The organism is Gelidimonas diazotrophica (genome assembly GCF_055694025.1).
Map to the genome: position 1 here is coordinate 316,325 of NZ_CM146349.1, position 24,474 is coordinate 340,798.

Consider the following 24,474-nt stretch of genomic DNA (forward strand, 5'->3'; position numbering starts at 1 on the left):
TGCTCTTGATTTTGTAGGAACGCACCCGGGCGCGACCAGCCTCAACTCTCCCACCTCCATCGCCCGGGTACGCTCCTACAGGGGAGTTAATGTTCGTCGCTTCTGAAGGCTCTAATGGGTTTGTCGAAGGGGCGCTTTTACGGTGTGCATATTATTTGGATTGGTCATCAATGTTGAAGTCATTAATGGATTCTTCCCGTTTTCATAAACAGATCATCGCTGCGATGGTGGATCTGTTTTGTTTGCCGCTGACGTTTTGCGTGGCAGTCTGGCTGCGTTATGACGGTTTCAATATTGCATCTCTGCAGCCGTACGTTTGGCTCATTCTTGCTGCGCCGCTGGTTTCTATTCCGATTTTCATCAAGCTGGGCTTGTATCGTGCGGTTATTCGATTTATCGATCACAAGATTGTGTATGTGGTGGTGATTGGGGTAACGCTTTCGGTGGTGGTGCTGCTGTCTTTGGCGGCATTTGCAACCCATATGATGGGGTTGTCGCGCGGCGTATTCGGTATTTACTGGGTGAGTGCGATCCTGTATGTGGCTGCCAGCCGGTTTGCGGCGCGCAGTTATTTTGTGCATGCCAGCGGTATTTCCGGCGGCACTCAGGTGGCGATTTATGGTGCGGGAGGCACTGGCAATCAACTGGCCAATGCCTTGAAGCATACAAGCGATTACCGGCCCGTGGCTTTTATTGATGACAATAAAGAGCTGCGGGGCGCAATGATAGCCGGTATCAAAGTGTATGCGTTCGATGCTTTGCCGCAGTTGTGTATTGATCGGGAAATCAAGGAGGTTCTGCTGGCGATGCCGTCGCTGAAAGGGGTGCAGCTGAAGCGTATTCTCGAACGGCTGGCGCCGCTGAAGGTGAAGATCAAGGTGACGCCGCCGCTTCGGGACATGCTCAATGGCAAGGGTGTGTTGCGCCTGCAGGATGTGCGCGAGATCGAGATCGAGGATTTGCTCGGGCGCGACCAGGTCGAGCCGAATCCGCGGCTGATTACAGCGTGCATCACTGGCAAGTCGGTAATGGTGAGCGGTGCCGGTGGTTCAATCGGGTCGGAGTTGTGCCGGCAGATACTGCGCCACCAGCCTGCCAGGCTGATTTTGCTGGAGATGTCGGAGTTCGCGCTGTATTCCATCGAGCAAGAGTTGCGTTTGTTGCAAAAGATGCTGGGCAGTGCGGTGGAGTTGATGCCTTTTCTCGGCTCGGTGCTGGAGAGTGAGAAGTGCCAGCGCATCATGCGCACTTTTGCAGTGGAGACGGTTTATCATGCGGCCGCTTACAAGCATGTGCCGCTGGTCGAACATAATCCGATCGAGGGTATTCGCAATAACGTCTTTGGCACGCTCAGCATTGCGCAAGCGGCGATGGTCGTCGGGGTGAAGAATTTTGTGCTGATTTCAACCGATAAGGCGGTGCGCCCGACCAATGTGATGGGTGCCACCAAACGCCTGTCGGAACTGATTTTGCAGGCGTTTGCCCGGCAGCAATGTGCGAAGCTGCTCCACGGACAAGCGCATACGCGTTTTTGTATGGTGCGCTTTGGCAATGTGTTGGGCTCGTCGGGCTCGGTGGTGCCGCTGTTTCGCAAGCAGATCATGGCGGGCGGCCCGATTACGCTGACGCATCCGGAGATTACGCGCTATTTCATGACGATTCCGGAAGCGGCGCAACTGGTGTTGCAGGCCGGTTCGATGGGCGAGGGCGGCGATGTCTTTGTGCTGGATATGGGAGAGCCGGTCAAGATCATGGATCTGGCCAAGCAGATGGTGCGTTTGAGCGGGCTGGAGGTCAAGAGCGAAGCGACACCCGAAGGTACGATCGAGCTGCTTCACGTCGGCCTGCGCCCAGGCGAAAAATTGTATGAAGAATTACTGATCGGCGATAACGTCGAAGGCACCGATCACCCACTGATCATGCGTGCGCAAGAAGCAGAAATTCTCTGGCCAGAGCTGCAGGGCCTGTTGCAGGAGTTGGGAAATGCCTGCGAGCGCTTTGATTTTGAAGAGCTCAGGGCGGTATTGCAGCGCGCAGTGGGTGAATATGCGCCGCAGTGCGGGATCGAGGATCTGGTATGGCGCGAGAAGAATAAGTCAACGACAGTGCCTGTGGCTGCGATGTTGCATCAAGATAGGATTGTGGCTTTGTAGATATTCTGTTCAAAATCAGGCCTTTTCACGTTGAAACAACAGCGGCGTAGGTGCGAATTTATTCGCACTTTTAACGATTCCATGCGAATTGATGCGAATAAATTCGCACCTACAAGAAAATGGCATCCCAATGTGGATAATCGCCGATATTTTTTACTTGTCACAGTGTGCGCCGCACAGCGGATCTATCGGAAGACAGTAAGTCGTATAGCGTAGGGCATCATCAGCATACAAGAGCGCAATGTGGTTTTTTGTAAGGGTGTGGTTGATCGCAATAGTGGTCAAGCTTGGATGATCCAGTTGGCAACGTAATAAATACCGCCTTCACTCCCGCATACTCGGGAATCTATAAGCGGCTTATGCCGCGATATATTCAGACAAATCGTCAGACAGATCGCGCACGCAAGGTTTCTTGCTGAATCAATTTTATCTTCCACGCACAAATAAATAAGCGATAAATAAGCGATAAATAAATATAGTTATAACTATTCGTCTTTCGAAATATTTAATCTGTGGCGAAGGGTTTTTAAATATACAATCGGAACATTGCCAAGTGAAATGGTGTCGGCTATCCAATTGGCTATAGCTTTAATTATTGTAAAAATAAAATGTCATACAGAAAGATTCATTTAGTGCCCGGAACTTACGATTTAAATGTGATTAAAATTTCTCTGCCGGACCACAAGGGATTTTTTGCAGTATATATAATCGGTCAACGGTTTGCCAAATATGTACAGGACAAAAAACTGGATTTGGCCAATGGTATTCATTATTTGCGTAAAATCTTTGTTTCGTGTGCAGAAATTGTAAAATCGATTAAACGGTTTATCTGCTTATTTAAGAATCTGGATGATGAAATCGTAAAGAAATTTACAACACCATCACGATGGATAACCAGATTGCGATCAGCGGGTATTTCGAAAAATTTCGTTTTATTGCCGGCCCTACCTTGTCCGCCGGATCATCTACACCCGCGACAATGGTATTGGTTGGCAGCTTGATGTGTGGGTTATTTTTGTCGATGGTATTTGTGTTTGATCGCAATTGATGGTGCGAAAATCGAAGCAAAATACACGATTGAGAATTGCTCATAGAGAATAATTGTCCATATCGTCTGAACCCAGATGAATGGGATTGGTGGAACACAGTTGTGAATGTGGTTGCAGTATTTTTCAAGGAGACATAATGGATTTATCAAAGCTGTCAATAGCTGAATTGCATGCGCTGCAAGATCAGATCGCCAAGGCGTTGAAGGATCGCGAGCAGGTCGAACGCGCAAAGGCACGCGAACAAATCATGGCGATTGCGCAAGGCGTGGGCATTCCACTCAAGGAATTGATGGGCGCTCAGGTGCGCGTAGCCAAGACTGCTTCAGTGACGAAGGTTGCGGTCCGTTATCGGCATCCTGCCGATGCTTCCTTGCAATGGACCGGCCGAGGACGTCAGCCGAAGTGGGTGCATGAGTGGCTTGCATCGGGCCAATCGTTGGATGCGTTGAAGGTATAAGGATTAGTTGAATATGCTGCCACTCTCAAAGACCATTTTCAAAGCCTACGACATTCGTGGCATCGTCGGCAAGACGCTGGATGCCGGTATTGCACACCAGATCGGCCATGCTTTCGGTTCTGCGGCGCGGGCCAGGGGCGAGCGCACCGTGATTATCGGTCGTGATGGCCGGCTGTCGGGGCCGGAACTGGCAGCAGCACTGGCCGCCGGTCTGCAAGCGTCCGGCGTGGATGTGATTGATCTCGGCGTGGTCGCAACGCCCATGCTGTATTTCGGCACCCATGTGCTGGATGCGCAATCCGGCGTGATGGTCACCGGCAGCCATAATCCACCTGATTACAACGGCTTCAAGATGGTGCTGACTGGCGAAGCGATTTACGGCGAAGCTATTTTGGCGCTGCATCAAGCCATTGTGGATGACAATTTCACGCATGGAGCCGGCGGCTACGGCACCCACGATATCCGGGACGCGTATTTGCAGCGCATCGTGGGCGACGTGAAACCAGCGCGACCGATCAAGATTGCGATCGATTGCGGCAATGGCGTGGCCGGCGCATTCGCCGGGGATTTATACCGCGCCATGGGTTGCGAGGTGATCGAACTGTTTTGCGAAGTCGATGGCAATTTCCCGAATCATCATCCCGACCCGGCGCATCCTGAAAATCTGCAGGATTTGATTAAATGCTTGCGGGAAACCGATGCCGAAATCGGCCTGGCTTTCGATGGCGACGGCGACCGTTTGGGGGTGGTAACCAAGGATGGCCAGATCATTTATCCGGATCGTCAATTGATGCTGTTTGCCGCCGATGTGCTAACGCGCAACCCGGGGCGCGAGATTTTGTACGACGTCAAATGCACCCGCCATATTGCACCGTGGGTCAAGGAGCATGGCGGCATTGCGCTGATGTGGAAGACCGGGCATTCGCTGGTCAAGGCCAAGATGCGCGAGACTGGCGCGCCGCTGGGCGGTGAAATGAGCGGCCATCTGTTCTTCAAGGATCGCTGGTACGGTTTTGACGACGGCATGTACGCCGGTGCGCGCATGCTGGAATTGCTCACGCGGGTGATTGACCCTTCTGCGGTACTGAACGCCTTGCCGCAATCGATCAGTACGCCGGAGTTGCAACTGGAGCTGACAGAAGGCGAGAATTTCAGTCTGATCGACAGCTTGCAGCGCGATGCGCGCTTTCCGGATGCAGAACAGATCATTACGATCGACGGCTTGCGGGTTGAATATGCGGACGGTTTCGGCCTGGCACGCGCGTCCAATACCACGCCGGTAGTGGTGATGCGCTTCGAAGCGGAATCGCAAACGGCGCTGGAACGGATTCAAGCCGATTTCAAACGCGTGATTCTGGTGGCGAAAGCGGATGCGGTGTTGCCGTTTTAATGGGTTGCATGGGTTAGTGACCGGTAATGTCGCGCCCGGGTGCGCTCCTACAAGTACCCGGTTCTTTGTAGGAGCGCACCCGAGCGCGACCAGATCGTGATCCACCGAAGTGCTCGCCATGACGCAAACATCTGATCAGCCGGAAATAATCACGACTAGAAAGTACGCTGGCGAAGGACATACAGCCTTACGGCACGGCAGAGTGTTACTGACAGGCCAGATATATCATGTCTCAACGACAACGATTAGCCGATCCAGATTATTTGCTGATTTTAGGATGGGCTGCGCCGCTGCCCGTTGTTTTGAAAGCCGCGCCACATTAGGAGATGCGCAAATGCTGGCGTGGGTACTGATGCCGGATCATGTGCATTGGTTGATTCGATTGGGTGAAAAAATTACACTTGATACCCTTGTCAGTCGTCTTAAAGCGACAAGTGCCCGTAATGTTAATCAAGTGTTAAATCGAACCGGTGCGGTATGGGCGCGGGCATACCACGACCACGCGCTGCGCAGTGATGAGGATTTGGCGTCGGTCGCACGTTATATCGTCGCTAATCCATTGCGCGCCGGATTGGTAAAGTCGGTGGCACACTACCCATTTTGGAACGCAGTGTTTTTGTAGGAGCGCACCTGGGCGCGACAGGTGTGCGATGAAGTGCGCAAGTCGATAATAGATGGGCCGTATTTGATGCAGGCGAGCCGCTTGCGACAGACGGCTGCAGTCTGGCGACTGCTTTCGCGCCCGGGTGCGCTCCTACCAGGCTTTTGATTAAATTGGATTTGCATTGAATATTCTGATAGTCCGGGTCTCTTCCCTCGGTGATGTGGTGCATAACATGCCGATGGTGGCGGATATTTTGCGTCAATATCCCGCTGCGAAAATCGATTGGGTGGTTGAAGAAGGGTACGCCAGCCTGGTGCGCCTGAATCGCGGCGTGCGCAATGTAATCCCGTTCGCATTGCGGCGCTGGCGCAAGAGTTTGTCTGCACCGCAGACGCGGGCCGAAATCGCGGCTTTTTATCGCACCTTGCGCCGCGAATCGTATGACTTTGTGTTCGATACCCAGGGCTTGCTCAAGACTGGGGTGGTGATGCGTATGGCGCGCCTGAATTCTGGCGGCAAGCGCTTCGGCCTGGCCAACGGAACCGAGGGCTCCGGCTACGAAGGTCTTTCCCGCATATTTCACTCCGATAGCGTGGCGGTCGGTCGTTTTACCCATGCGGTGGCGCGCTCGCGGCTGGTGACGGCGGCGGCGTTCGACACCTCGGTGGACAGTCCGGCCGATTTTAACTTGCAGGCACCGGAGTTGCAGCCGCAGCCAACCTGGCTGCCGCCAATTCCGTATGCGGTTTTCTTCCATGCGACTGCACGCGCTGCCAAGCAGTGGGCGCCGGCCCACTGGGTACAACTGGCCCATAGCTTGGGGCAGCGCGGCTTGCCGATTCTGCTGCCGTGGGGCAGCGCTGACGAGAAGCGCGCCGCCGATACTCTGGCTGAAAATATCCCGAATGCGCAAGTGTTGCCCAAGCTGTCGATGATGGAGGCGGTGGTATTGGCGCAACGCGCGGCGCTGGTGGTCGGCGTCGATACCGGCTTGACCCATATCGCCGCCGCATTCGAGCGTCCGACCATCGAGTTGTACTGCGATTCGCCGCGCTGGAAGACCGAGGGTAACTGGTCGCCGAATATCATCAATCTGGGCGACCGCGGCACTCCGCCTGCGGTGGCCGAGGTCGAGGCGGCCGTGACGCAATTGCTGGGCGCATGAGGTCGATGAGGTCGACTCTGGCGCGACGCTTATATTCGCTGGCGTGGTGGCTTGCCATGCCTGGTGTGCTGGCGCGGCTATGGTGGCGCGGTCGCAAGGAAGCCGGCTATCGGCAGCATTTGGCGGAACGGTTTGGCTGGTATAACGGTGCGGCGTTAAACCTACACGGCCGCAAGATTCTGTGGCTGCACGCAGTGTCGGTCGGCGAGACACGCGCCGCCGAGCCGCTGATCGAAGCGTTGCTCACCACTTATCCCGAACACACGATTCTGCTCACCCACATGACGCCCACCGGGCGCGCTACCGGCCACGCGCTGTTTGCCAAACATGCGCCGCGTGTGCTGCAGAGCTACTTGCCCTACGATACCGGCTGGATGGCAGCGCGCTTCCTGCACCATTTTTCGCCGCAGATTTGCATGTTGATGGAAACCGAGGTCTGGCCGAATCTGATTGCAGCATGTGTGGCGCAGCGGGTGCCGGTGGCGCTGCTCAATGCCCGGTTGTCGGCGCGTTCATTGCGCCGGGCCCAGCGCTTTTCCGGCTTGATGCGCGAGGCGGCGCAGGGCTTGTCGTGCGTGGCCGCGCAAACGCCGGCAGATGCGGCGCGCCTGCAGCAAATCGGCGCGCACGACGTGCAGGTTACCGGCAGTATCAAATTCGATGTGTTGCCGCCGGCCGCGGCGCTGGCGCTGGGGGAAGCTTTGCGCGGCCGGATTGGTGCGCGTCCGGTGCTGCTGTGCGCCAGCACGCGCGAAGGGGAAGAAGCATTGATCCTCGACGCGCTGCAAGCTGCAGGCGCGGGTCCGATGTTGCTGCTGCTGGTGCCGCGCCACCCGCAGCGTTTCGATGCGGTGGAACAGCTGGTCAAGGCGCGCGGCCTGATCCTGCAGCGCCGCTCGTCGCTCGACGCTGCAATGGCGGGAGAGCCGATAGCGCCGACTGTGCAGGTGTTGCTGGGCGATTCGATGGGAGAGATGTTTGCCTATTACGCGGCTTGCGATGTCGCCTTCATCGGCGGTAGCTTGCTGCCGCTGGGCGGGCAAAATCTGATCGAAGCCTGTGCGCTGGGCAAGCCGGTGCTGACCGGGCCGCATACTTTCAATTTTGCCGCAGTGACCGAAGAAGCAATCGCCGCCGGTGCCGCACGGCGCGTTGCCGACGCTGCCGCATTGCTGCGCGAGGCAGCGGTTTTATTGTCCGAAACTGGGCAGCGGGAGTCTGCCGGATGCGCCGCACACGCCTTTGCGCAGCGCCATCGCGGCGCCACCAAGCGCACCTTGGTTTTGCTGCAGGCGCTGATTCCGGATTAATACCGCAGGACAAGTCGAAGTCAGCATCGTAGGATGGGTGAAACCCATCATTTGCGTTGATAGCAATGGAAAAGTGATGGGTTTCACCCATCCTACGCACCCCATCAAAACATCATTTTTGCGCTTAGAACGGCAAAACTTACGCCGCCGTTCGGCTGCTTGATCCCGCCGTTGGAGAAATGCTGGATTTTCAGGCCGAGATCGAGCTTGTTGGCAAATACATAGCCTATTCCTATGTGATCTCCGAACTGGAAGGCGGTCGAGAAAGTGCGGCCATTATTGTCATATACATGGGAGAGCAGGTGGGCGCCAATGCCTGCTTCTGCATAAGGACCGGTTTTGCTATCGCGCTGGAAGCGAAACACCGGCGTAATGCCGATGTCGGTAATATTTTGCGTGGCATCCGGCCGGTTCTGATATCGCGTGCCGCGCCATTGCGCCAGTGTCAAATCCCAATAGCCGCCGAGATGGGTATTGTTCGATTGCCACCATGTATTAGCCCAGTTCCATTGGGCGCCGAGACGAATCATCTGCGTCTTGTTGCCGGTGGCTGCCTCGATGGAGGCGGAATCAACCGCATAACTGCTGGTCTGTATGCCGATGATTGCGATGTTTGCGCACAGAATCTTGATGGCGATTTGCTTCAGATATGGAGTCATGGCAACTTTCTATTGTCAATAAAAAGCGTTTCGTTACTGGGTTAGTCGGTGCAACATTGTGCCACTGTTATCAAGGCTACAGCTTCGCTGCAATCATGTTTTTGTAGCAGCGGAGCCGGCCGCGATTGGCCGTTTTCTATTTTGCTATTCGGTTGCGTTATCAGTCCTTGCAGGACTGTTCGCGGCCGGGTCCGCTCCTACAAAAGCTTGCCCGTTCTTCTATATTCCATGCAATACAATATTAAAAATGACGGGGTATATTGATTTTATGGTACGTTATCGCATATAAACAAAGCGATGTAAAATATACCGTAGTTAGTATAACTTTACGCCTAAAAATCCTTCCGGGCAAGTAATGCTTGCGCCAGCCTGACCCAATACGTGGCGCCGATTGGCAGCAGCGCATCGTTGAAGTCGTAGCTCGGGTTGTGCAGATTGCACGGCCCCAGCCCGTGTCCGCTGCTGCGGTGATCGCCGTCGCCATTGCCGATGAACACATAGCAGCCCGGCTTTTCCTGCAGCATGAAGGCGAAATCTTCGGCGCCCATGGTCGGTTCGACCTGCGCGTTGACCCGCTGCGCGCCCACGATGGATTGCATCACGGCCACCGCGTCGGCGGTTTGCTGCGGGTGGTTGATCAGCGGCGGGTAATTGCGCTTGAATTCGAACTTTATCTCGGCGTCGAAGGCGCTGGCGGTGTGCTGGGCAATCTCGCGCATGCGTTGCTCGATCAGGTCCAGCACTTCGATGTTGAAGGTGCGCACGGTGCCGATCAACGCGGCGTCATCCGGAATCACGTTGGTGGCGCTGCCGGCGTGGATTTGCGTAATCGACAGCACAGCAGCATCGTTCGGATTCTTGTTGCGGCTGATGATGGTTTGCCAGCTTTGCGCAATCTGCACCGCCACCATGACCGGATCGATGCCTTTGTGCGGTTGCGCCGCATGGCCGCCTTTGCCGCTGACGATCACTTCGAACTCATTGCTGGACGCCATCATCGGCCCCGGCGTGACGCCGAAACTGCCGACTGCAATGCCGGGCCAGTTGTGCATGCCGTACACCGCATCCATCGGACATTCTGTAAACAAACCGTCGTCCATCATCTGGCGCGCGCCGCCGCCGCCTTCCTCGGCCGGCTGAAAAATCAGGTAAACGGTGCCGTCGAAATCCCGATGTTGTGACAAATAATAAGCGGCTCCCAGCAGCATCGCGGTATGGCCGTCATGGCCGCAGGCGTGCATCTTGCCGTCATGGCGGGACGCGTGTGGGAAGGTATTGATTTCCTGCATTGGCAGCGCATCCATGTCGGCCCGCAAGCCGATTGCGCGTTTGCTGCTGCCGTTCCGGATGATGCCGACCACGCCGGTGCCGCCCATGCCGCGCAGGATCGGAATGCCCCATTCGGTGAGTTTGGCCGCCACCACATCGGCGGTGCGCTGCTCTTCATAGCAGAGTTCGGGGTGGGCGTGGATGTCGCGCCGGATCTGCTGCAGCTCGGCCTGGAACTGCAGGATCGGATCAAGTAATTGCATGGTGTTCTCCACATTCTTTTGTTGCCGGCAAGGCTGGCAATACGAATGGTCATGGTAACTCCATCGGTAATGCGCGTGTGAATGCGGCGCGTCCAGTTTTCGATGGCGGCGGGGCTGCTTCGGCCCATTTGGATTACAGTGCAGGATACAAATCTACCAAAGCAAAGCGAAAATCCGATGACAACTTCGATCGTCCGTGCGGTCTGCCCGCACGATTGCCCCGATACCTGCGCGCTGCTGGTGGCCGTTCAGGATGGCGTCGCCACTGAGGTGCGCGGCGATCCGGACCATCCGACTACGGCCGGCGTACTTTGCACCAAGGTGGCGCGGTATACCGAGCGCACGTATCACAAGGACCGGCTGCTGTCGCCGCTGAAACGCATAGGCAAAAAAGGCGAGGGCAAGTTCGCGCCGATCAGTTGGGATGAAGCAATAACAACCATCGCGGCGCGCCTGCACAGCATTACCGCGCGCGGCGGCGATGCCGCCCAAGCGATCTTGCCCTACAGCTACGCCGGCACCATGGGTTTGGTGCAGGGCGAATCGATGGCGATGCGGTTTTTTCACAAGCTCGGCGCGTCCCGGCTGGAGCGCACCATTTGCTCCACCGCCGGCGGCGAGGGCTACAAATACACAATCGGCGCAAAGATCGGCACCGATGTCGAGCAGACCGAACATGCCAAATTGATCCTGATCTGGGGCGGCAATCCGATTGCTTCCAACCTGCATTTCTGGATGCGGGCGCAACAGGCCAAGCGCAACGGCGCCAAGCTGATCGCGATTGATCCGTACCGCTCGCTGACGGCGGAGAAATGTCATCAACATATTGCGTTGCTGCCCGGCACCGATGCCGCACTGGCGCTCGGCCTGATGCATGTATTGATTGCCGAGAATCTGGTGGATCAGGATTATTTGGATCGCTACACCGAAGGCTTCGAACAACTCCGTGCGCGGGTGGCCGAGTGGCCGCCGCAACGGGTGGCTGCAACTTGCGGCATCAGCGTCGATGAAGTGCTGCAACTTGCGCGTGATTACGGCACCACCGCGCAACGCAGCGAAGCGACTTTGATTCGGATTAATTACGGCGTGCAGCGCACCCACGGCGGCGGCATGGCGGTGCGGAATGTTGCGTGTCTGCCGGCGTTGGTGGGTGCCTGGCGGCATGCTGCGGGTGGGATTTTGCTATCGTCATCGGATGCATTCCCGAAGGATCGTGCGGCGCTGGAGCGGCCTGATTTGCTGGCCGGGCGCACGCCGCGCAGCATCAATATGGTGACTATTGGCGACGATTTGCTGCGCGCTGCGAGCCCGGAATTCGGCCCTAAAATTGAAGCGTTGATCGTGTACAACTCGAATCCGGTGGCGGTAGCACCGGAGTCCGACAAAGTGGCGCAGGGCTTTGCGCGCGAAGATTTGTTTACCGTGGTGCTGGAACATTTTCAGACCGACACTGCCGATTACGCCGACATCCTGTTGCCTGCCACCACGCAGCTGGAGCATGTCGATATCCATTCGACGTACGGCCATTTGTACATGATGGCGAACAATCCGGCGATTGCCCCGCTGGGTCAGGCGAAACCGAATACCGCAATTTTTCGTATGCTGGCGGCGCGCATGGGATTTTCCGAGCCCTGTTTCCAGGACAGTGACGACGCCATCGCAGCGCAGGCATTCCGCACTGACGATGCGCGTGTCGCCGGCCCTTACTGGGATCAACTCAAGCAGCGAGGCTGGCAAAAAATGGTGGTGCCGAATGCGCCGTTCGCGCACGGCGGCTTTCCGACCGCATCCGGCAAATGCGCGTTGTATTCGCAGCCGATGGCCGACGCCGGCCTCGACCCGCTGCCGGCGTATACCGCGCCGCATGAATCGGTGACCAGCAACCCGGAACTGGCGGCGCGTTATCCGCTGGCGATGATCTCGCCGCCGGCCCGCAATTTCCTCAATTCCAGCTTCGTCAATGTGCAAAGCCTGCGCGATACCGAAGGCGAACCGCATCTGGATATGCATCCGGCCGATGCCGCCGCACGCGGCATTGTGCAAGACGACAGAGTGCGCATCTTCAACGACCGTGGCAGCTTCGTGTGCCGGGGGCGGATCACCGACAAGGCGCGCCCCGGGTTGGTGGTGGGGCTGTCGGTCTGGTGGAAAAAATACGCCGCCGACGGTAAAAATGCGAATCAGCTTACCAGTCAGCGTTTGACCGACATGGGGCGTGGACCGACTTTTTATGACGTGCTGGTCGAGGTAGAGAAGGTGTGAAATCTGTGTGAAAACCCGCGCAAAAAACAGTATGGAAATGCCTTGGCGCATGGCTGCTATGGCTAGCCTGTGCGGGCTGTTGTGTAGCTGTGCCGAATTGGGCTATATGGTGCAAGCCGCACATGGACAATCCGCGCTGCTGTCGGCGGCCCGGCCGATCGACGATTGGCTGGCCGATCCGCAAGCCGACCTGAGTTTGAAAAGCAAACTCGTCACCACCCAGGCCATCCGCGCCTTTGCCGTGCGCGAACTGGGGCTGCCGGATAACGCCAGCTACACCACTTATGCTGCGCTGCGGCGGCCGTTCGTGTTGTGGAACGTGATCGCCACCCCCTCCTTGTCGCTGACGCCGAAAGAATGGTGCTTTCCGGTGGCTGGCTGCGTCAGTTATCGCGGCTATTATGCACAGGATCAAGCCGAGGCCGAGGCGCTGGAATTGCGCGCCGACGGCTATGACGTGCAGGTTGCAGGGGTGCCTGCTTACTCGACGCTGGGCTGGTTCAAGGACCCGGTGATTTCCACTTTCATCCACTATCCGGATGCCGAACTGGCGCGGCTGATTTTTCACGAACTGGCGCATCAGGTGGTGTATGCGCCGGGCGACTCGGCGTTCAATGAATCCTTTGCGACCACGGTTGAGCAGGCTGGCTTGCAGCGCTGGCTTGAAGTGCATGGCGACGCCAAGATGCGTCAAGCGTACCTGGTGTATGCAGCGCGCAAGCGGGATTTTCTGGCGCTGCTGCTGCGGCATCGGCAGGCCTTGGAAGCCAACTATGCAGGCAAAGTTTTTGATGCGGAAAAATTGCTGCACAAGGCCGAAATCTTCCAGGCGTTGCAGCAGGAATACCAAACCCTGAAACAATCGTGGGGCGGTTATGCCGGCTACGACCGCTGGTTTGCCGAGCCGCTGTCGAACGCCCATCTGGCGGCGCTGGCGACCTATCATGATTTGGTGCCGGGGTTCCGTGCTTTGCTGCAAAAAGACCAGCGTTTCGAGCGTTTTTATGCGGACGTCAAGGCCTTGGCCCATCTCGACCGGCGGGAGCGCCACCGGCGCTTGCTGGAATTTGCCGGGGCCCAGAGCGTGGCCTGTGTTGGTGATCCATTGTTGTCAGGAAGTAATGTTAAGTCGGATCTGTCACCGGCGTGTTGAAGGCCGGCGCGCAACGGCGATTTTCAACTTTACATGTTGCATCGCAACGCATTCTGCGGGTAGAGAAGTTACTCTGTAATTGTGCAAAGGGCTTGCGCTGGCACGCGGCGACCGATAGGATTGCAAAATAAAAAGAAACAACCGTGCTTTTTGTGGCATCTGACAACAACAATCGAGACAAGGGATTTACCATGGATAAAATCTGGCTGAAACACTACCCGGCAGGCGTACCTAGCGAAATCGACTTCACCCAATATCGCTCGCTGGCGCAGTTGTTCGACGAGGCATTTCATAAATATGCAGCGCGCAACGCTTTCGTCTGCATGGATAAATTCCTCACTTACGGCGAAGTGGATGTGCTTTCCAGAAAATTCGGCGCCTGGTTGCAAGGCCTCGGCCTGGCAAAAGGCGCGCGGGTCGCCATCATGATGCCAAATGTGCTGCAGTATCCGGTGGCGGTTGCAGCCATCCTGCGGGCCGGCTACACGGCGGTCAACGTCAACCCGCTATACACCCCGCGTGAACTGGAGCATCAACTCAAGGATAGCGGCGCCGAAGCCATCATCATCCTGGAAAATTTCGCCACCACGCTAGAACAAGTGATCGCCAAAACCAGCATCAAGCATGTGGTGGTGGCCAGCATGGGCGATCTGCTGGGCGGCATGAAAGGCACCGTCGTCAATTTCGTGGTGCGCAATGTAAAGAAAATGGTGCCGGCGTACAGTTTGCCGAACGCGATCCGCTTCAACCGGATGCTGTCGGATGCCGCCAGCCTGAGCTTGCGCCCGGTCGAGCTTAATCACGACGATATCGCATTTCTGCAGTACACCGGCGGCACCACCGGCCTGTCCAAAGGTGCGATGCTGTCGCATCGCAATGTGATCGCCAATGTGCTGCAAAATGAGGCATGGCTGCAGCCGGCTCTCACTAAAGAGCCGCGCGTTGATCAATTGACGATGGTCTGCGCGCTGCCGCTGTACCACATCTTTGCGCTGACGATTTGCGGTCTGCTGGGTACCCGCATCGGCGCACTCAATATCCTGGTGCCGAATCCGCGTGACTTTGCCGGCTTCGTCAAGGAATTGTCGAAATACAAGTTCAATGTTTTCCCGGCCGTCAATACGCTATTCAATGCGCTGCTAAATACCCCCGGCTTTGACAAGCTCGATTTTTCCGGCCTCAAGATATCCAATGGCGGCGGCATGGCGGTGCAAAAAGTGGTCGCCGATAAATGGTTCAAGATAACCGGCTGCCCGATTACCGAAGGTTACGGTTTGTCCGAAACCTCGCCGGTAGCCACCGCCAACCCGGCCGACAGCACCGAATTTTCCGGCACCATCGGGTTGCCGATCCCGTCCACCGAAATCGCCATTCTCGATGACGACGGCCAGTCGGTGCCGCTAGGTCAGAGCGGCGAAATCGCGATCCGCGGTCCGCAAGTGATGGTCGGCTATTGGCAGCGTCCTGACGAAACCGCGCAAGTGATGACGCCGGACGGATTTTTCAAGTCGGGCGATATCGGCGTCATGGACGCGCGCGGCTATACCTGCATCGTCGATCGCAAAAAAGACATGATCCTGGTGTCCGGTTTTAATGTCTATCCGACCGAGATCGAAGGCGTGGTGGCCGAGCACCCGGGCGTGATGGAGTGCGCTTGCATCGGGGTGCCGGATGAACATTCGGGCGAAGCGGTGAAGCTGTTTGTGGTGCGCAAAGACCCCGCACTCACGGTCGAAGAGTTGCAGCGCTTTTGCAAGGAAGAGTTGACCGGTTACAAGCGGCCAAAATACATCGAGTTCCGCACCGAACTGCCAAAGACCAACGTCGGCAAAATCCTGCGACGCGAATTGCGCGACGAGAAAAAAGCCGCATGAGTTATCCACTTATGCACTGATGTTACGTATTTTCAAGCAAAACGAGCCTGAATCAGTAGCTTGGGTTAGCGATAGCGTAACCCGATGTTCCCAGCCGAAAATGTCGGGTTACGCGATGAAGCCGCTAACCCGATCTACAAAAGCTGTCGCACTACTGGCTAGTAGCAATATTTTGCGTAAGTCCTAGTTTGACTTATTTTGGTCTTGGTCGATCCAAATCAGCGTCCGGCGTCGACAGACTTCCTGCTCTTATTTCGGCCACCGCATTCACCACGGCGCTGGCAACATTGCGCACCTCCTGCTGCATCGCCAAGTCGCGATCCAGGGCTTCGTGGCTTTCTGCATACGATTCGTAATAGCCGACAAACCGGTCCAGCCGCGATAATGCGCCGGCATCGATCAAGCCCATCCAGTCCAGCCAATCCGACAATCCCCGGCGCACGCCTTCTATGCCGGCGACATCGCCATGTACTACCAGGCCATAGGCGCGGCCAGCCAGATGCTTGGGGTACGGCCAACCCTTGAGTTCCAATTCCTTGGCTTGCTTCGGGTTCTTGCCTGAGGTAGTGGTCGGGTCCGGATTGCCGCCGTCGGCACACACCAGCCTGTCTATCATCTGCTTCAAGACCCCGGGCGTCTGGTACCAGTAGACCGGCGTCATGATGATGACCGCGTGCGCAGCGACCCATTTTTCATAGATCTCGGCCATCCAGTCATTGGTCTGGCGCTGGCCGTGATTGGGGTAGCAACTGCAAGGCCAATGACAGAGCGGCATCGCGGTCGAGACACAGCCTTTGCAAGGATAGATATGCTTGTCGTAGGATGAAATGAGCTGGCTGAGGTCCAGCAGATCGACTTCTACATCGCTGGCTTCCAGCGTTTCAGCGGCGAATTTAATCATCCGGAAAGTCTTGGAAATCTCGCCAGGGCAACTGCCGTCATTGCGTGCGGAGCCGCAGATCAACAACACCCTGGATTGGGTGGCGGGGTCTTTTTGCCGGGCTTGCGCCGCGATCAATCTGTCGCGGGTAGCTTTCCATTCCACCGACAGATCATAATCAGGGTCGGCAAATTCCGGTCCCGCCTTTACAGTGATGGGGGCCTTGTTGCCGTTGATGTAATTTTCCCAGGCCACCTGCTCAATTTTAGCGATTTCCGGCTGCACCGCATCAAACGTGGGGTCTACAAAAGAGCGTCGGAATTCGAGGTGAAATTCATCTCTTTTAAGTACTGCAGGGGCTTGGCCTTTACGCGGTTCCGTCACGGTAATCTCCTGTTGCGATTTGAGGAGCGGCTATTTTTGATTATTAAAGACTGCGTTTTTTTCGGCGCAGAGTGGGTGACCGCTCAAGACAGCGCCGGCGTGCCGCCGATTGCGCCTGGTTTGCCTGTTGCTTCGACCATTGATGCGCCGATGACCTGCTGCGCGTAAGAGGTTTCCTCCTCGGTGGCGGTATGGGCGACCAGGACCACATGGCCGGAGGCCAGCGCATCCTTGACCAAATCGGCGACGTCGCCCTTGCTTCTTTTGGCGCCGGTTGCCACGCCGACGATGCCGCCGAGGCCCGCTCCCCAGCCGAGCATGGCCAGCACGCCGACCACCGGGCTCGCCATGAACAGGCTGATGTTCGCCGCCGCCAGCGCGATGGTGCCGGCCGCGCCGGCGAGCGTACCGACCGCGGTTCCAATCGCACCTTCCCGCAGCATTTCCTTCAACACGTCGTCACTGTCGGCCTTGGCCTCCTGGCCCGCTTCGTCGTTGCCGCTGCCGGGCTCCAGTATCCTCACATTTTCCGGCGGCATGCCGTGTTCAGCGAGTTGGGCCGCTGCTGCTTCGGCCGCCGCCCGTGTGGCGTAAATGCCCAATACCCGGTGCAGGTAGTTTTCCATTGCGTTGCTCCTGTTCGCCTGACGGCGCCATTAACAAGCTGTTTTTTTGAGGGGGGATTCGATCCATATCGGGTAAAAATTGTTGATTTTTACATACGATATTTGGGACAGTTATAGTGCATTGACATGCTGTAGTCAATCTTTGAATTTTAGTATCTATTCAGCCTACTGTAAGAGGCTTTCAGGTTGAAGTTGTTGTAGGAGCGGACCTGGCCGCGACCAACGGCTGCAGTCTGGCGACTGCTTTCGCGCCCGGGTGCGCTCCTACAAAATCCTGCCACTGCATTTTTGCTTGATATGGATCTGAATAAATACGTGACAACGTAATATTTGCGGGGTATAGCAAAAAAACCATGCTTTACCGCATGTATTTAATAAAACTTGAAAAATACAATAACAAGTATGCTTTTAATATGCGGTATCTTCGGCAGTCGTCGTGAGCGATTTCAGGGGGGGGATCTGGCGCGGTTTGCGGTCTTCGCTGGTGGCGACGTAGGTCAGGGTGGCTTCGGTGACTTTGACCGTTTCGGCTTCCAGTCGGTTGCGCTCCGCATACACCTCGACGTTGACGGTGATCGAGGTGTTGCCGACCCGCACCACTTCGGCATAGAACGACAGCAAATCGCCGACGAATACCGGATGCTTGAACAGGAAGGAATTCACCGCGATGGTCGCGACCCGGCCATTGGCGCGCCGGGTGGCGGGAATCGCGCCGGCGATATCGACCTGGGACATGATCCAGCCGCCGAAAACGTCGCCGTGGATATTCGCATCCGACGGCATTGGCATCACGCGCAGTGTTGGCATGAGGCCTGGAGGCAAGCCTTGGTGGATGGCGGTTGTGGTTTTTTTTGCTGGTGTCGGCATAATGGATTTTCTCGGAAGGGCTACAATTCAGGGCTATTATCCTAGGAACCTCAGTTGACCGCTAATCAGCTTCGATAAGTGTTTGAATATATTTAGGATTGTGCCATTTAAGTCGTTCACCATTCGGGTGAAAGCGCTACGGAACCGATTGCACATTTTTCCGGCTCTCTGGCGTCGTTGCTTCTCCTAGCAACATGAAGGTTGCCTCGTCGTCGCGCCTAGCCAGAGAGCCGGAAAAACGCACACTCGGCCCCGTCCAACTAAGGTTTCTAGGATTATTTTTATAGGATTTTTGCGCAACAGTCGCGCAAAATCATCCCTGATTGAATCATAAAAGAGCCATTCGTGCCATGCGTCGTCACTCCAGTTCACCGCCACCTCCCGCCTCGCAAGGCCATCGCAACGATTGGGCCACGCTAAAAACCCTGTTTCCCTATTTGTGGGTATACAAATGGCGGGTGATTTTTGCGCTGCTGTTTCTGGTCGGCGCGAAACTGGCTAATGTCGGCGTGCCGCTGGTGCTGAAAGCGCTGATCGACCGCATGACGCTCAGTGCAACCGATCCGCACGCGTTGCTGGTGTTGCCGCTCGGGATTCTGGTGGCGTATGGTGTGCTGCGGATGGCGACCACGCTGTTTACGGAATTGCGCGAATTCATTTTCGCCAAGGTCACGCAGCGGGCGGTGCGCACCATCGCGTTGCGGGTGTTCCGGCATTTGCATGCGTTGTCGCTGCGGTTCCACCTGAACCGGCAGACCGGTGGCATGACCCGCGATATCGAACGCGGCACGCGCGGCATTTCGACGCTGGTGTCGTTTACGCTGTTCAATATCCTGCCGACTTTGATCGAGATCGCGCTGGTGCTCGGTTATCTGGCGCTGCATTACGACCTCTGGTTTTCGGTCATTACGGTCGTGGCGCTGGTTTCCTATATCGGCTTTACCGTGCTGGTGACCGAGTGGCGCACGCATTTTCGCCGCACCATGAACGATCTGGAGTCGAAAGCCAGCACCAAGGCCATCGATTCGCTGATCAATTACGAGACGGTCAAATATTTCGGCAACGAAGCTTACGAAGCCAAGCGCTACGACGAGGGCTTGCAGGGTTATGAAGCTGCTGCGGTAAAGTCGCAGACCTCGTTATCGCTGCTTAACACCGGCCAGTCGATCATCATCGCCACTGCGGTCACGCTGATTCTGTGGCGCGCGACCCAGGGCGTGATCGATGGCACGATGACGCTGGGCGATCTGGTGCTGGTCAATGCTTTCATGATCCAGTTGTATATTCCGCTGAATTTCCTGGGCGTGATTTATCGCGAAATCAAGCAAAGCCTGGCTGACATGGAACGGCTGTTCGCGCTGCTCGACCAGAACCGCGAAGTGGCCGACAGTGCCGACGCCAAGCCGCTGCAGGTCAAGGGCGCCGAGCTGCGCTTTTCGCATATCGATTTCAGTTACGAGCCGAACCGGCAGATTTTGTTCGATGTCGATTTCACGATTCCCGCCGGCACCACGACGGCGGTGGTCGGCCATAGCGGCTCGGGCAAATCGACGCTGGCGCGGCTGCTGTTCCGTTTTTATGATCTGAACGCCGGTAGCATCACGATCGATGGCCAGAATCTGCGCGACGTCACGCAAGGTTCCTTGCGCGGCGCGATTGGCATCGTGCCGCAGGATACCGTGCTGTTCAATGACACGATCGAATACAACATCGCCTATGGCAAGCCGGGCGCCAGCAAGGATGAGATCGTCAGCGCGGCCAGAGCGGCGTATATCCACGACTTCATAGAAAGCTTGCCGGACGGTTACGCCACCAAGGTCGGCGAGCGCGGCCTGAAATTATCCGGCGGCGAAAAACAGCGGGTAGCGATTGCCCGCACCGTGCTGAAAGACCCGGCGATTCTGGTCTTCGATGAAGCCACCTCGGCGCTGGATTCCAAATCCGAGCAAGCGATTCAGGCGCAACTCAAAGAGATCGCCAAAAACCGCACCACGCTGGTGATTGCGCACCGCTTGTCGACCATCGCCGACGCGCAGCAGATTTTGGTGCTCGATCACGGCCGCATCATCGAGCGCGGCACGCATACTGCCTTGCTGGCGGCGGATGGCGCTTATGCGCAAATGTGGCAGCGTCAGCAGGCGCGCCAGGATGAATTGCTGGATTCGCCGTCGGCGGGTGCGTCCGATCCCGAGCAGATGGCAATCATCTAGGAAATTATGGATACCAAATGGCTTGAAGATTTTATTTCTCTGGCGGAAACCGGCAGTTTTAGCCGTTCCGCTGCGCTGCGCCATGTCACGCAGCCGGCATTTTCGCGCCGCATTCAATCGCTCGAATCGTGGCTCGGCACCGATCTGATCGACCGCACTTCGTACCCGACCCGGCTGACGTCAGCCGGCGACGTGTTTTACGAGCAATCGCTGGAAGTGCTGGGACAGATCAATAATGCCCGGGCGCTGTTGCGCGGCAAGCACAAGACGGCTTTGACCACGATCGATTTCGCGGTGCCGCACACCTTGTCGCTGACTTATATGCCGAAGTGGATGACCGCGCTGGAAGCCGGTTTCGGCCACATCAGCACCCGTCTGATCGCACTCAATGTGCATGATGCGGTGATGACGTTAGTCGAAGGCGGCTGCGATTTGCTGCTCTGCTACCACCATCCGCTGCAGCCGCTGCAGCTCGATCCCAGCCGCTACGACATGCTCACGCTGGGGCGCGAATCGCTGCGCGCGTATTCCCGTTGCGACAAAACGGCGGTGCCGAAATTTCTGCTGCCGGGTAGCAGTGCGGCGCCGTTGCCATTTCTGTCGTATACCAATAATGCCTATTTCGGCCGCATGGTGGAGTTGATTCTGGCCAATACCAAAACCGTCCTGCATCTGGACAAATGCTATGAAACCGATATGGCCGAAGGCTTGAAAATGATGGCGCTGGAAGGGCGCGGCGTGGCATTTCTGCCGGAATCCGCGGTGACGCGCGAGCTGAAGGACAAGCGCCTGGCGCGGGCCGACGGCGGCAGCGGTAGCGACAGTAGCGCTTGGGAGGTCGAAATGGAGATCCGTTTATATCGCGAGCGACCTTCTGTGCTGCATCCGGGTAAGCCGCTGGTCGCGCGCATGTGGGAGTATTTGCTGCGCCGCAGTCAGACCGAAATGCCGCTGAAATCGAAGCGCAAACCGGCCTGATTCTTTGCTAATCCAGAGGTTCCCGGGAGCTTATCGCGGCAGGAGTTAGGCAGGAGTTAATACGCGCATATTTTTTACCTATAACTATGTGCATATTGCATAGTTACATGCATACAAAGCATTTGCCTTGGCAGGGAGCGCCCCTTTACGATGCTGTGTCGACTTGGTTACAGCAAGTCGTTTGCTTAAGTTGTCAGCTTAAAAACCAGCGTAAAAACTTTTCGGCGTAAAAACTTTCAAGGAGCGGTTCCCATCATGTCCAGCAAGCACATTATTCCCTCGTATCTTGATCCCAGCAATTTAGGTCCATGGGGTGTGTATCTCGAGCAAATCGATCGCGTCACGCCTTATCTCGGCTCTCTGGCGCGCTGGGTGGAAACGCTCAAGCGTCCCAAGCGCATCCTGATCGTCGATGTGCCGATCGAGCGCGATGACGGCAGCGTCGCGCACTTCGAGGGATACCGGGTCCAGCACAATCTGTCGCGCGGTCCCGGCAAAGGCGGCGTGCGTTTCCATCAGGATGTGACGTTGTCGGAAGTGATGGCCCTGTCGGCCTGGATGACGGTCAAAAATGCTGCGGTGAACGTTCCTTACGGCGGCGCCAAAGGCGGCATTCGGGTTGATCCCAAGACGCTTTCGAAAGGCGAGTTGCAGCGCATGACGCGCCGCTACACCAGCGAAATCGGCATCATTATCGGCCCCACCAAGGACATTCCGGCACCCGACGTCAACACCAACGAGCAAACCATGGCGTGGATGATGGACACATACTCGATGAACGTGGGCGGCACCGCAACCGGGGTTGTTACCGGCAAGCCGATTTCCCTGGGCGGCAGCCTGGGACGGCGCGAAGCGACTGGACGCGGCGTATATGTGGTCGGTTGCGAGGCGGCAGAAAAACGTGGCATGGAAATCAAGGGTGCACGCGTTGCGGTTCAGGGTTTTGGCAACGTCGGCGGGATCGCGGCACGATTATTCGCCGAAGCGGGCGCCAGGGTGGTGGCGGTGCAAGATCATGTCAGCACCATATATGACGAGCGAGGCCTGGATGTGCCGGCATTGCTGGCGCATGTGGCCGAAAACGGTAGCGTCGAAGGTTTTGCTGCTGAAGCGGTGCTCAAGAGCGAACAGTTCTGGGGCGTCGATTGCGACATCCTGATCCCTGCCGCGCTGGAGCAGCAGATCAACGCTTCGAATGCGCACCTGATTCGTGCAAAAATCATCCTGGAAGGCGCGAATGGCCCGACTACTCCGGAAGCCGACGATATTTTGCACGAGAAAGGTGTGCTGATCGTGCCGGACGTGATTGCCAACGCGGGCGGCGTAACCGTCAGCTACTTCGAGTGGGTGCAGGATTTTTCCAGCTTCTTCTGGAGCGAGGATGAAATCAACCAGCGGCTGACACGCATCATGCGCGAAGCGTTTAATTCGATATGGGAAGTGGCGCAACAACACAAGACCTCGTTTCGCACCGCAGCTTTCATCGTCGCATGTACGCGCGTGCTGCAGGCGCGTGAAGTGCGCGGTTTGTATCCGTAAGCAGGGATAAACGACGCCGGGTATTCAGGGAAATTATCCTGCGTTGTACGCGGGATAATTTTTCTACGTGTTAACCCTTATATACAGCGTTTTTGATTCAGCTTAAGTTTTCTTCGCGGGCTGGCAGCATGAAAAATGCATGTTGCACATCGGGCAGCAGACATCTATCATGCCACTGGTTTCATCTCTGCCAGTGGCTGAAATAATTCTTTCTCCACGAGCAAATAAGCTCCCGCGAGTGTTATTCAATAAAGCCATCAGCGCACAGATGCTGAGAAACCAGGTGTTATCCATATCACTGAAGTATTTTCAAGGAGTCAGATTCATGCAAATCCATACAATGACAAAATGTGTTGTTGCTCTCATCGGCGCCGGCCTGTTTGCAGCTGCGGTTCAGGCTGCAGAGCTGACCGGTACGCTCAAAAAAATCAAGGATACCGGGACCATCACGTTGGGCGTGCGCGACTCTTCGATTCCGTTTTCTTACCTCGATGACAAACAGTCCTATCAGGGCTATTCGATTGACCTGTGCCTGAAGGCAGCCACCGCGATCCAGAAACAGCTTGGAATGACCGCGCTCAATGTCAAGATGGTTCCGGTCACTTCTGCCACCCGTATCCCTTTGATCTCGAATGGCACCATTGATCTGTCCTGCGGCTCGGCTACCAATAATGCCGAACGCCAGCGCGTCGTGGCTTTCGCGCCGACCATGTTCATCACTGCCAACCGTCTGCTGGCCAAAAAATCAGCCAACATCAAAACGCTGGCCGACATGAAGGGCAAGACCATCGTCTCGACTTCCGGCACTGCGAACCTGAAGCAGATCACGGTATTGAATGGCGAACGCAATCTGGGCATGAATATCCTGGCTGCCAAGGATCACGCCGAGGCATTTTTGATGGTGGAAACCGGCCGCGCAGTGGCGTTTGCGATGGATGACATCCTGTTGTCTTCGCTGGCTGCCAGTTCCAAGGCGCCAGCCGATTACGCGGTCACCAATGAAGCGTTGTCGGTCGAGCCATACGGTATTATCGAACGCCGCAACGACCCTGAATTCAAGAAAGCGGTCGATACAGCATTGTCGAACGTCTACAAATCGGGCGAAATCAACGCAATCTACAAAAAATGGTTCCAGTCTCCAATCCCACCAAAAGGCATCAATCTGAATGTGCCAATGAGTGCGGAATTGAAGGCGGCATTTGCCAAGCCGACCGATTCTCCTGATCCTTCTGTTTACGCTGTCGTACCGGAAGCGCAAAAGGGTTCTTCCAAGAAAAAATAAATTCGGTATTTCCATCAGTAAAATAGGGGGGCGCAAGCCTCCCGTTTTTGTTTTAACCGCTGTGGCACGCGCCCTGAAACCCGGATGACACTGCAATAAT

Annotated in this window: 18 protein-coding genes; 13 read left to right on the plus strand and 5 right to left on the minus strand. The window is 56.3% G+C overall.

Features of this window, described 5'->3' with window-relative positions:
- The first annotated feature begins 173 nt into the window (after positions 1 to 173).
- The 6 genes from KGFNPO_RS01540 to waaA all read left to right on the plus strand — a co-directional run bounded on the left by KGFNPO_RS01540 (position 174) and on the right by waaA (position 8,128).
- Positions 174 to 2,153, plus strand: a complete 1,980-nt coding sequence (locus KGFNPO_RS01540; RefSeq protein WP_472634540.1) for a polysaccharide biosynthesis protein — start codon at positions 174 to 176, stop codon at positions 2,151 to 2,153.
- A 1,185-nt stretch (positions 2,154 to 3,338) separates the two neighbouring features.
- On the plus strand, positions 3,339 to 3,659 hold the full coding sequence (locus tag KGFNPO_RS01545; protein WP_472632777.1) for an H-NS histone family protein: 321 nt from the start codon (positions 3,339 to 3,341) through the stop codon (positions 3,657 to 3,659).
- 13 nt (positions 3,660 to 3,672) lie between these two features.
- Positions 3,673 to 5,049: a phosphomannomutase/phosphoglucomutase gene (locus KGFNPO_RS01550; protein ID WP_472632778.1), complete on the plus strand. Its 1,377-nt coding sequence runs from the start codon at positions 3,673 to 3,675 to the stop codon at positions 5,047 to 5,049.
- Positions 5,050 to 5,167: 118 nt separating this feature from the next.
- Positions 5,168 to 5,671 (plus strand): REP-associated tyrosine transposase, encoded by a 504-nt coding sequence (locus tag KGFNPO_RS01555; RefSeq protein ID WP_472632779.1) that lies wholly within the window; start codon positions 5,168 to 5,170, stop codon positions 5,669 to 5,671.
- Positions 5,672 to 5,834: 163 nt separating this feature from the next.
- Complete coding sequence (waaC, locus tag KGFNPO_RS01560; protein ID WP_472632780.1) at positions 5,835 to 6,818, plus strand: lipopolysaccharide heptosyltransferase I; 984 nt, start codon at positions 5,835 to 5,837, stop codon at positions 6,816 to 6,818.
- Positions 6,819 to 6,823: 5 nt separating this feature from the next.
- Positions 6,824 to 8,128, plus strand: coding sequence for a lipid IV(A) 3-deoxy-D-manno-octulosonic acid transferase (gene waaA / locus KGFNPO_RS01565; RefSeq protein ID WP_472632781.1), 1,305 nt, complete (start codon positions 6,824 to 6,826; stop codon positions 8,126 to 8,128).
- 104 nt (positions 8,129 to 8,232) lie between these two features.
- Here waaA and KGFNPO_RS01570 read toward each other — a convergent pair whose 3' ends face one another.
- Positions 8,233 to 8,787: an acyloxyacyl hydrolase gene (locus KGFNPO_RS01570; protein ID WP_472632782.1), complete on the minus strand. Its 555-nt coding sequence runs from the start codon at positions 8,785 to 8,787 to the stop codon at positions 8,233 to 8,235.
- 332 nt (positions 8,788 to 9,119) lie between these two features.
- Positions 9,120 to 10,319 (minus strand): M20 aminoacylase family protein, encoded by a 1,200-nt coding sequence (locus KGFNPO_RS01575; protein WP_472632783.1) that lies wholly within the window; start codon positions 10,317 to 10,319, stop codon positions 9,120 to 9,122.
- A gap of 177 nt (positions 10,320 to 10,496) precedes the next feature.
- On the opposite strand from KGFNPO_RS01575, the gene KGFNPO_RS01580 reads away from it, so the two are divergent.
- The 3 genes from KGFNPO_RS01580 (at position 10,497) to KGFNPO_RS01590 (ending at position 15,608) form a co-directional block, all read left to right on the plus strand.
- On the plus strand, positions 10,497 to 12,581 hold the full coding sequence (locus KGFNPO_RS01580; RefSeq protein WP_472632784.1) for a molybdopterin-containing oxidoreductase family protein: 2,085 nt from the start codon (positions 10,497 to 10,499) through the stop codon (positions 12,579 to 12,581).
- A gap of 49 nt (positions 12,582 to 12,630) precedes the next feature.
- Positions 12,631 to 13,734 (plus strand): aminopeptidase, encoded by a 1,104-nt coding sequence (locus KGFNPO_RS01585; protein WP_472632785.1) that lies wholly within the window; start codon positions 12,631 to 12,633, stop codon positions 13,732 to 13,734.
- 191 nt (positions 13,735 to 13,925) lie between these two features.
- Positions 13,926 to 15,608, plus strand: a complete 1,683-nt coding sequence (locus KGFNPO_RS01590) for a long-chain-fatty-acid--CoA ligase (protein ID WP_472632786.1) — start codon at positions 13,926 to 13,928, stop codon at positions 15,606 to 15,608.
- 193 nt (positions 15,609 to 15,801) lie between these two features.
- On the opposite strand, the gene KGFNPO_RS01595 is transcribed toward KGFNPO_RS01590, so the two are convergent.
- The 3 genes from KGFNPO_RS01595 to KGFNPO_RS01605 form a co-directional block, all read right to left on the minus strand.
- A complete protein-coding gene (locus KGFNPO_RS01595; RefSeq protein WP_472632787.1) occupies positions 15,802 to 16,872 on the minus strand; it encodes a flavodoxin family protein in 1,071 nt (356 codons plus the stop codon).
- An 83-nt stretch (positions 16,873 to 16,955) separates the two neighbouring features.
- Positions 16,956 to 17,498, minus strand: a complete 543-nt coding sequence (locus KGFNPO_RS01600; protein ID WP_472632788.1) for a hypothetical protein — start codon at positions 17,496 to 17,498, stop codon at positions 16,956 to 16,958.
- Between the two features lie 408 nt (positions 17,499 to 17,906).
- Positions 17,907 to 18,365 (minus strand): acyl-CoA thioesterase, encoded by a 459-nt coding sequence (locus KGFNPO_RS01605; RefSeq protein WP_472632790.1) that lies wholly within the window; start codon positions 18,363 to 18,365, stop codon positions 17,907 to 17,909.
- 350 nt (positions 18,366 to 18,715) lie between these two features.
- Between KGFNPO_RS01605 and KGFNPO_RS01610 the strand changes: the two genes are divergently transcribed.
- The 4 genes from KGFNPO_RS01610 (at position 18,716) to KGFNPO_RS01625 (ending at position 24,374) form a co-directional block, all read left to right on the plus strand.
- Positions 18,716 to 20,575, plus strand: coding sequence for an ABCB family ABC transporter ATP-binding protein/permease (locus KGFNPO_RS01610; protein WP_472632791.1), 1,860 nt, complete (start codon positions 18,716 to 18,718; stop codon positions 20,573 to 20,575).
- 6 nt (positions 20,576 to 20,581) lie between these two features.
- On the plus strand, positions 20,582 to 21,553 hold the full coding sequence (locus tag KGFNPO_RS01615) for a LysR family transcriptional regulator (RefSeq protein ID WP_472632793.1): 972 nt from the start codon (positions 20,582 to 20,584) through the stop codon (positions 21,551 to 21,553).
- 255 nt (positions 21,554 to 21,808) lie between these two features.
- Positions 21,809 to 23,092: a Glu/Leu/Phe/Val family dehydrogenase gene (locus KGFNPO_RS01620; protein ID WP_472614449.1), complete on the plus strand. Its 1,284-nt coding sequence runs from the start codon at positions 21,809 to 21,811 to the stop codon at positions 23,090 to 23,092.
- Positions 23,093 to 23,432: 340 nt separating this feature from the next.
- A complete protein-coding gene (locus KGFNPO_RS01625; protein ID WP_472634541.1) occupies positions 23,433 to 24,374 on the plus strand; it encodes an amino acid ABC transporter substrate-binding protein in 942 nt (313 codons plus the stop codon).
- Positions 24,375 to 24,474: the final 100 nt, after the last annotated feature.

What these genes read in the sequence shown, in the direction of transcription:
- KGFNPO_RS01545 (WP_472632777.1), top strand. Translation starts at nt 3,339, where the DNA reads ATGGATTTATCAAAGCTGTCAATAGCTGAATTGCATGCGCTGCAAGAT.
- KGFNPO_RS01550 (WP_472632778.1), top strand. Translation starts at nt 3,673, where the DNA reads ATGCTGCCACTCTCAAAGACCATTTTCAAAGCCTACGACATTCGTGGC.
- KGFNPO_RS01555 (WP_472632779.1), top strand. Translation starts at nt 5,168, where the DNA reads ATGACGCAAACATCTGATCAGCCGGAAATAATCACGACTAGAAAGTAC.
- waaA (WP_472632781.1), top strand. Translation starts at nt 6,824, where the DNA reads ATGAGGTCGACTCTGGCGCGACGCTTATATTCGCTGGCGTGGTGGCTT.
- KGFNPO_RS01570 (WP_472632782.1), bottom strand. Translation starts at nt 8,787, where the DNA reads ATGACTCCATATCTGAAGCAAATCGCCATCAAGATTCTGTGCGCAAAC.
- KGFNPO_RS01575 (WP_472632783.1), bottom strand. Translation starts at nt 10,319, where the DNA reads ATGCAATTACTTGATCCGATCCTGCAGTTCCAGGCCGAGCTGCAGCAG.
- KGFNPO_RS01580 (WP_472632784.1), top strand. Translation starts at nt 10,497, where the DNA reads ATGACAACTTCGATCGTCCGTGCGGTCTGCCCGCACGATTGCCCCGAT.
- KGFNPO_RS01585 (WP_472632785.1), top strand. Translation starts at nt 12,631, where the DNA reads ATGGCTGCTATGGCTAGCCTGTGCGGGCTGTTGTGTAGCTGTGCCGAA.
- KGFNPO_RS01590 (WP_472632786.1), top strand. Translation starts at nt 13,926, where the DNA reads ATGGATAAAATCTGGCTGAAACACTACCCGGCAGGCGTACCTAGCGAA.
- KGFNPO_RS01600 (WP_472632788.1), bottom strand. Translation starts at nt 17,498, where the DNA reads ATGGAAAACTACCTGCACCGGGTATTGGGCATTTACGCCACACGGGCG.
- KGFNPO_RS01605 (WP_472632790.1), bottom strand. Translation starts at nt 18,365, where the DNA reads ATGCCGACACCAGCAAAAAAAACCACAACCGCCATCCACCAAGGCTTG.
- KGFNPO_RS01610 (WP_472632791.1), top strand. Translation starts at nt 18,716, where the DNA reads ATGCGTCGTCACTCCAGTTCACCGCCACCTCCCGCCTCGCAAGGCCAT.
- KGFNPO_RS01615 (WP_472632793.1), top strand. Translation starts at nt 20,582, where the DNA reads ATGGATACCAAATGGCTTGAAGATTTTATTTCTCTGGCGGAAACCGGC.
- KGFNPO_RS01620 (WP_472614449.1), top strand. Translation starts at nt 21,809, where the DNA reads ATGTCCAGCAAGCACATTATTCCCTCGTATCTTGATCCCAGCAATTTA.
- KGFNPO_RS01625 (WP_472634541.1), top strand. Translation starts at nt 23,433, where the DNA reads ATGACAAAATGTGTTGTTGCTCTCATCGGCGCCGGCCTGTTTGCAGCT.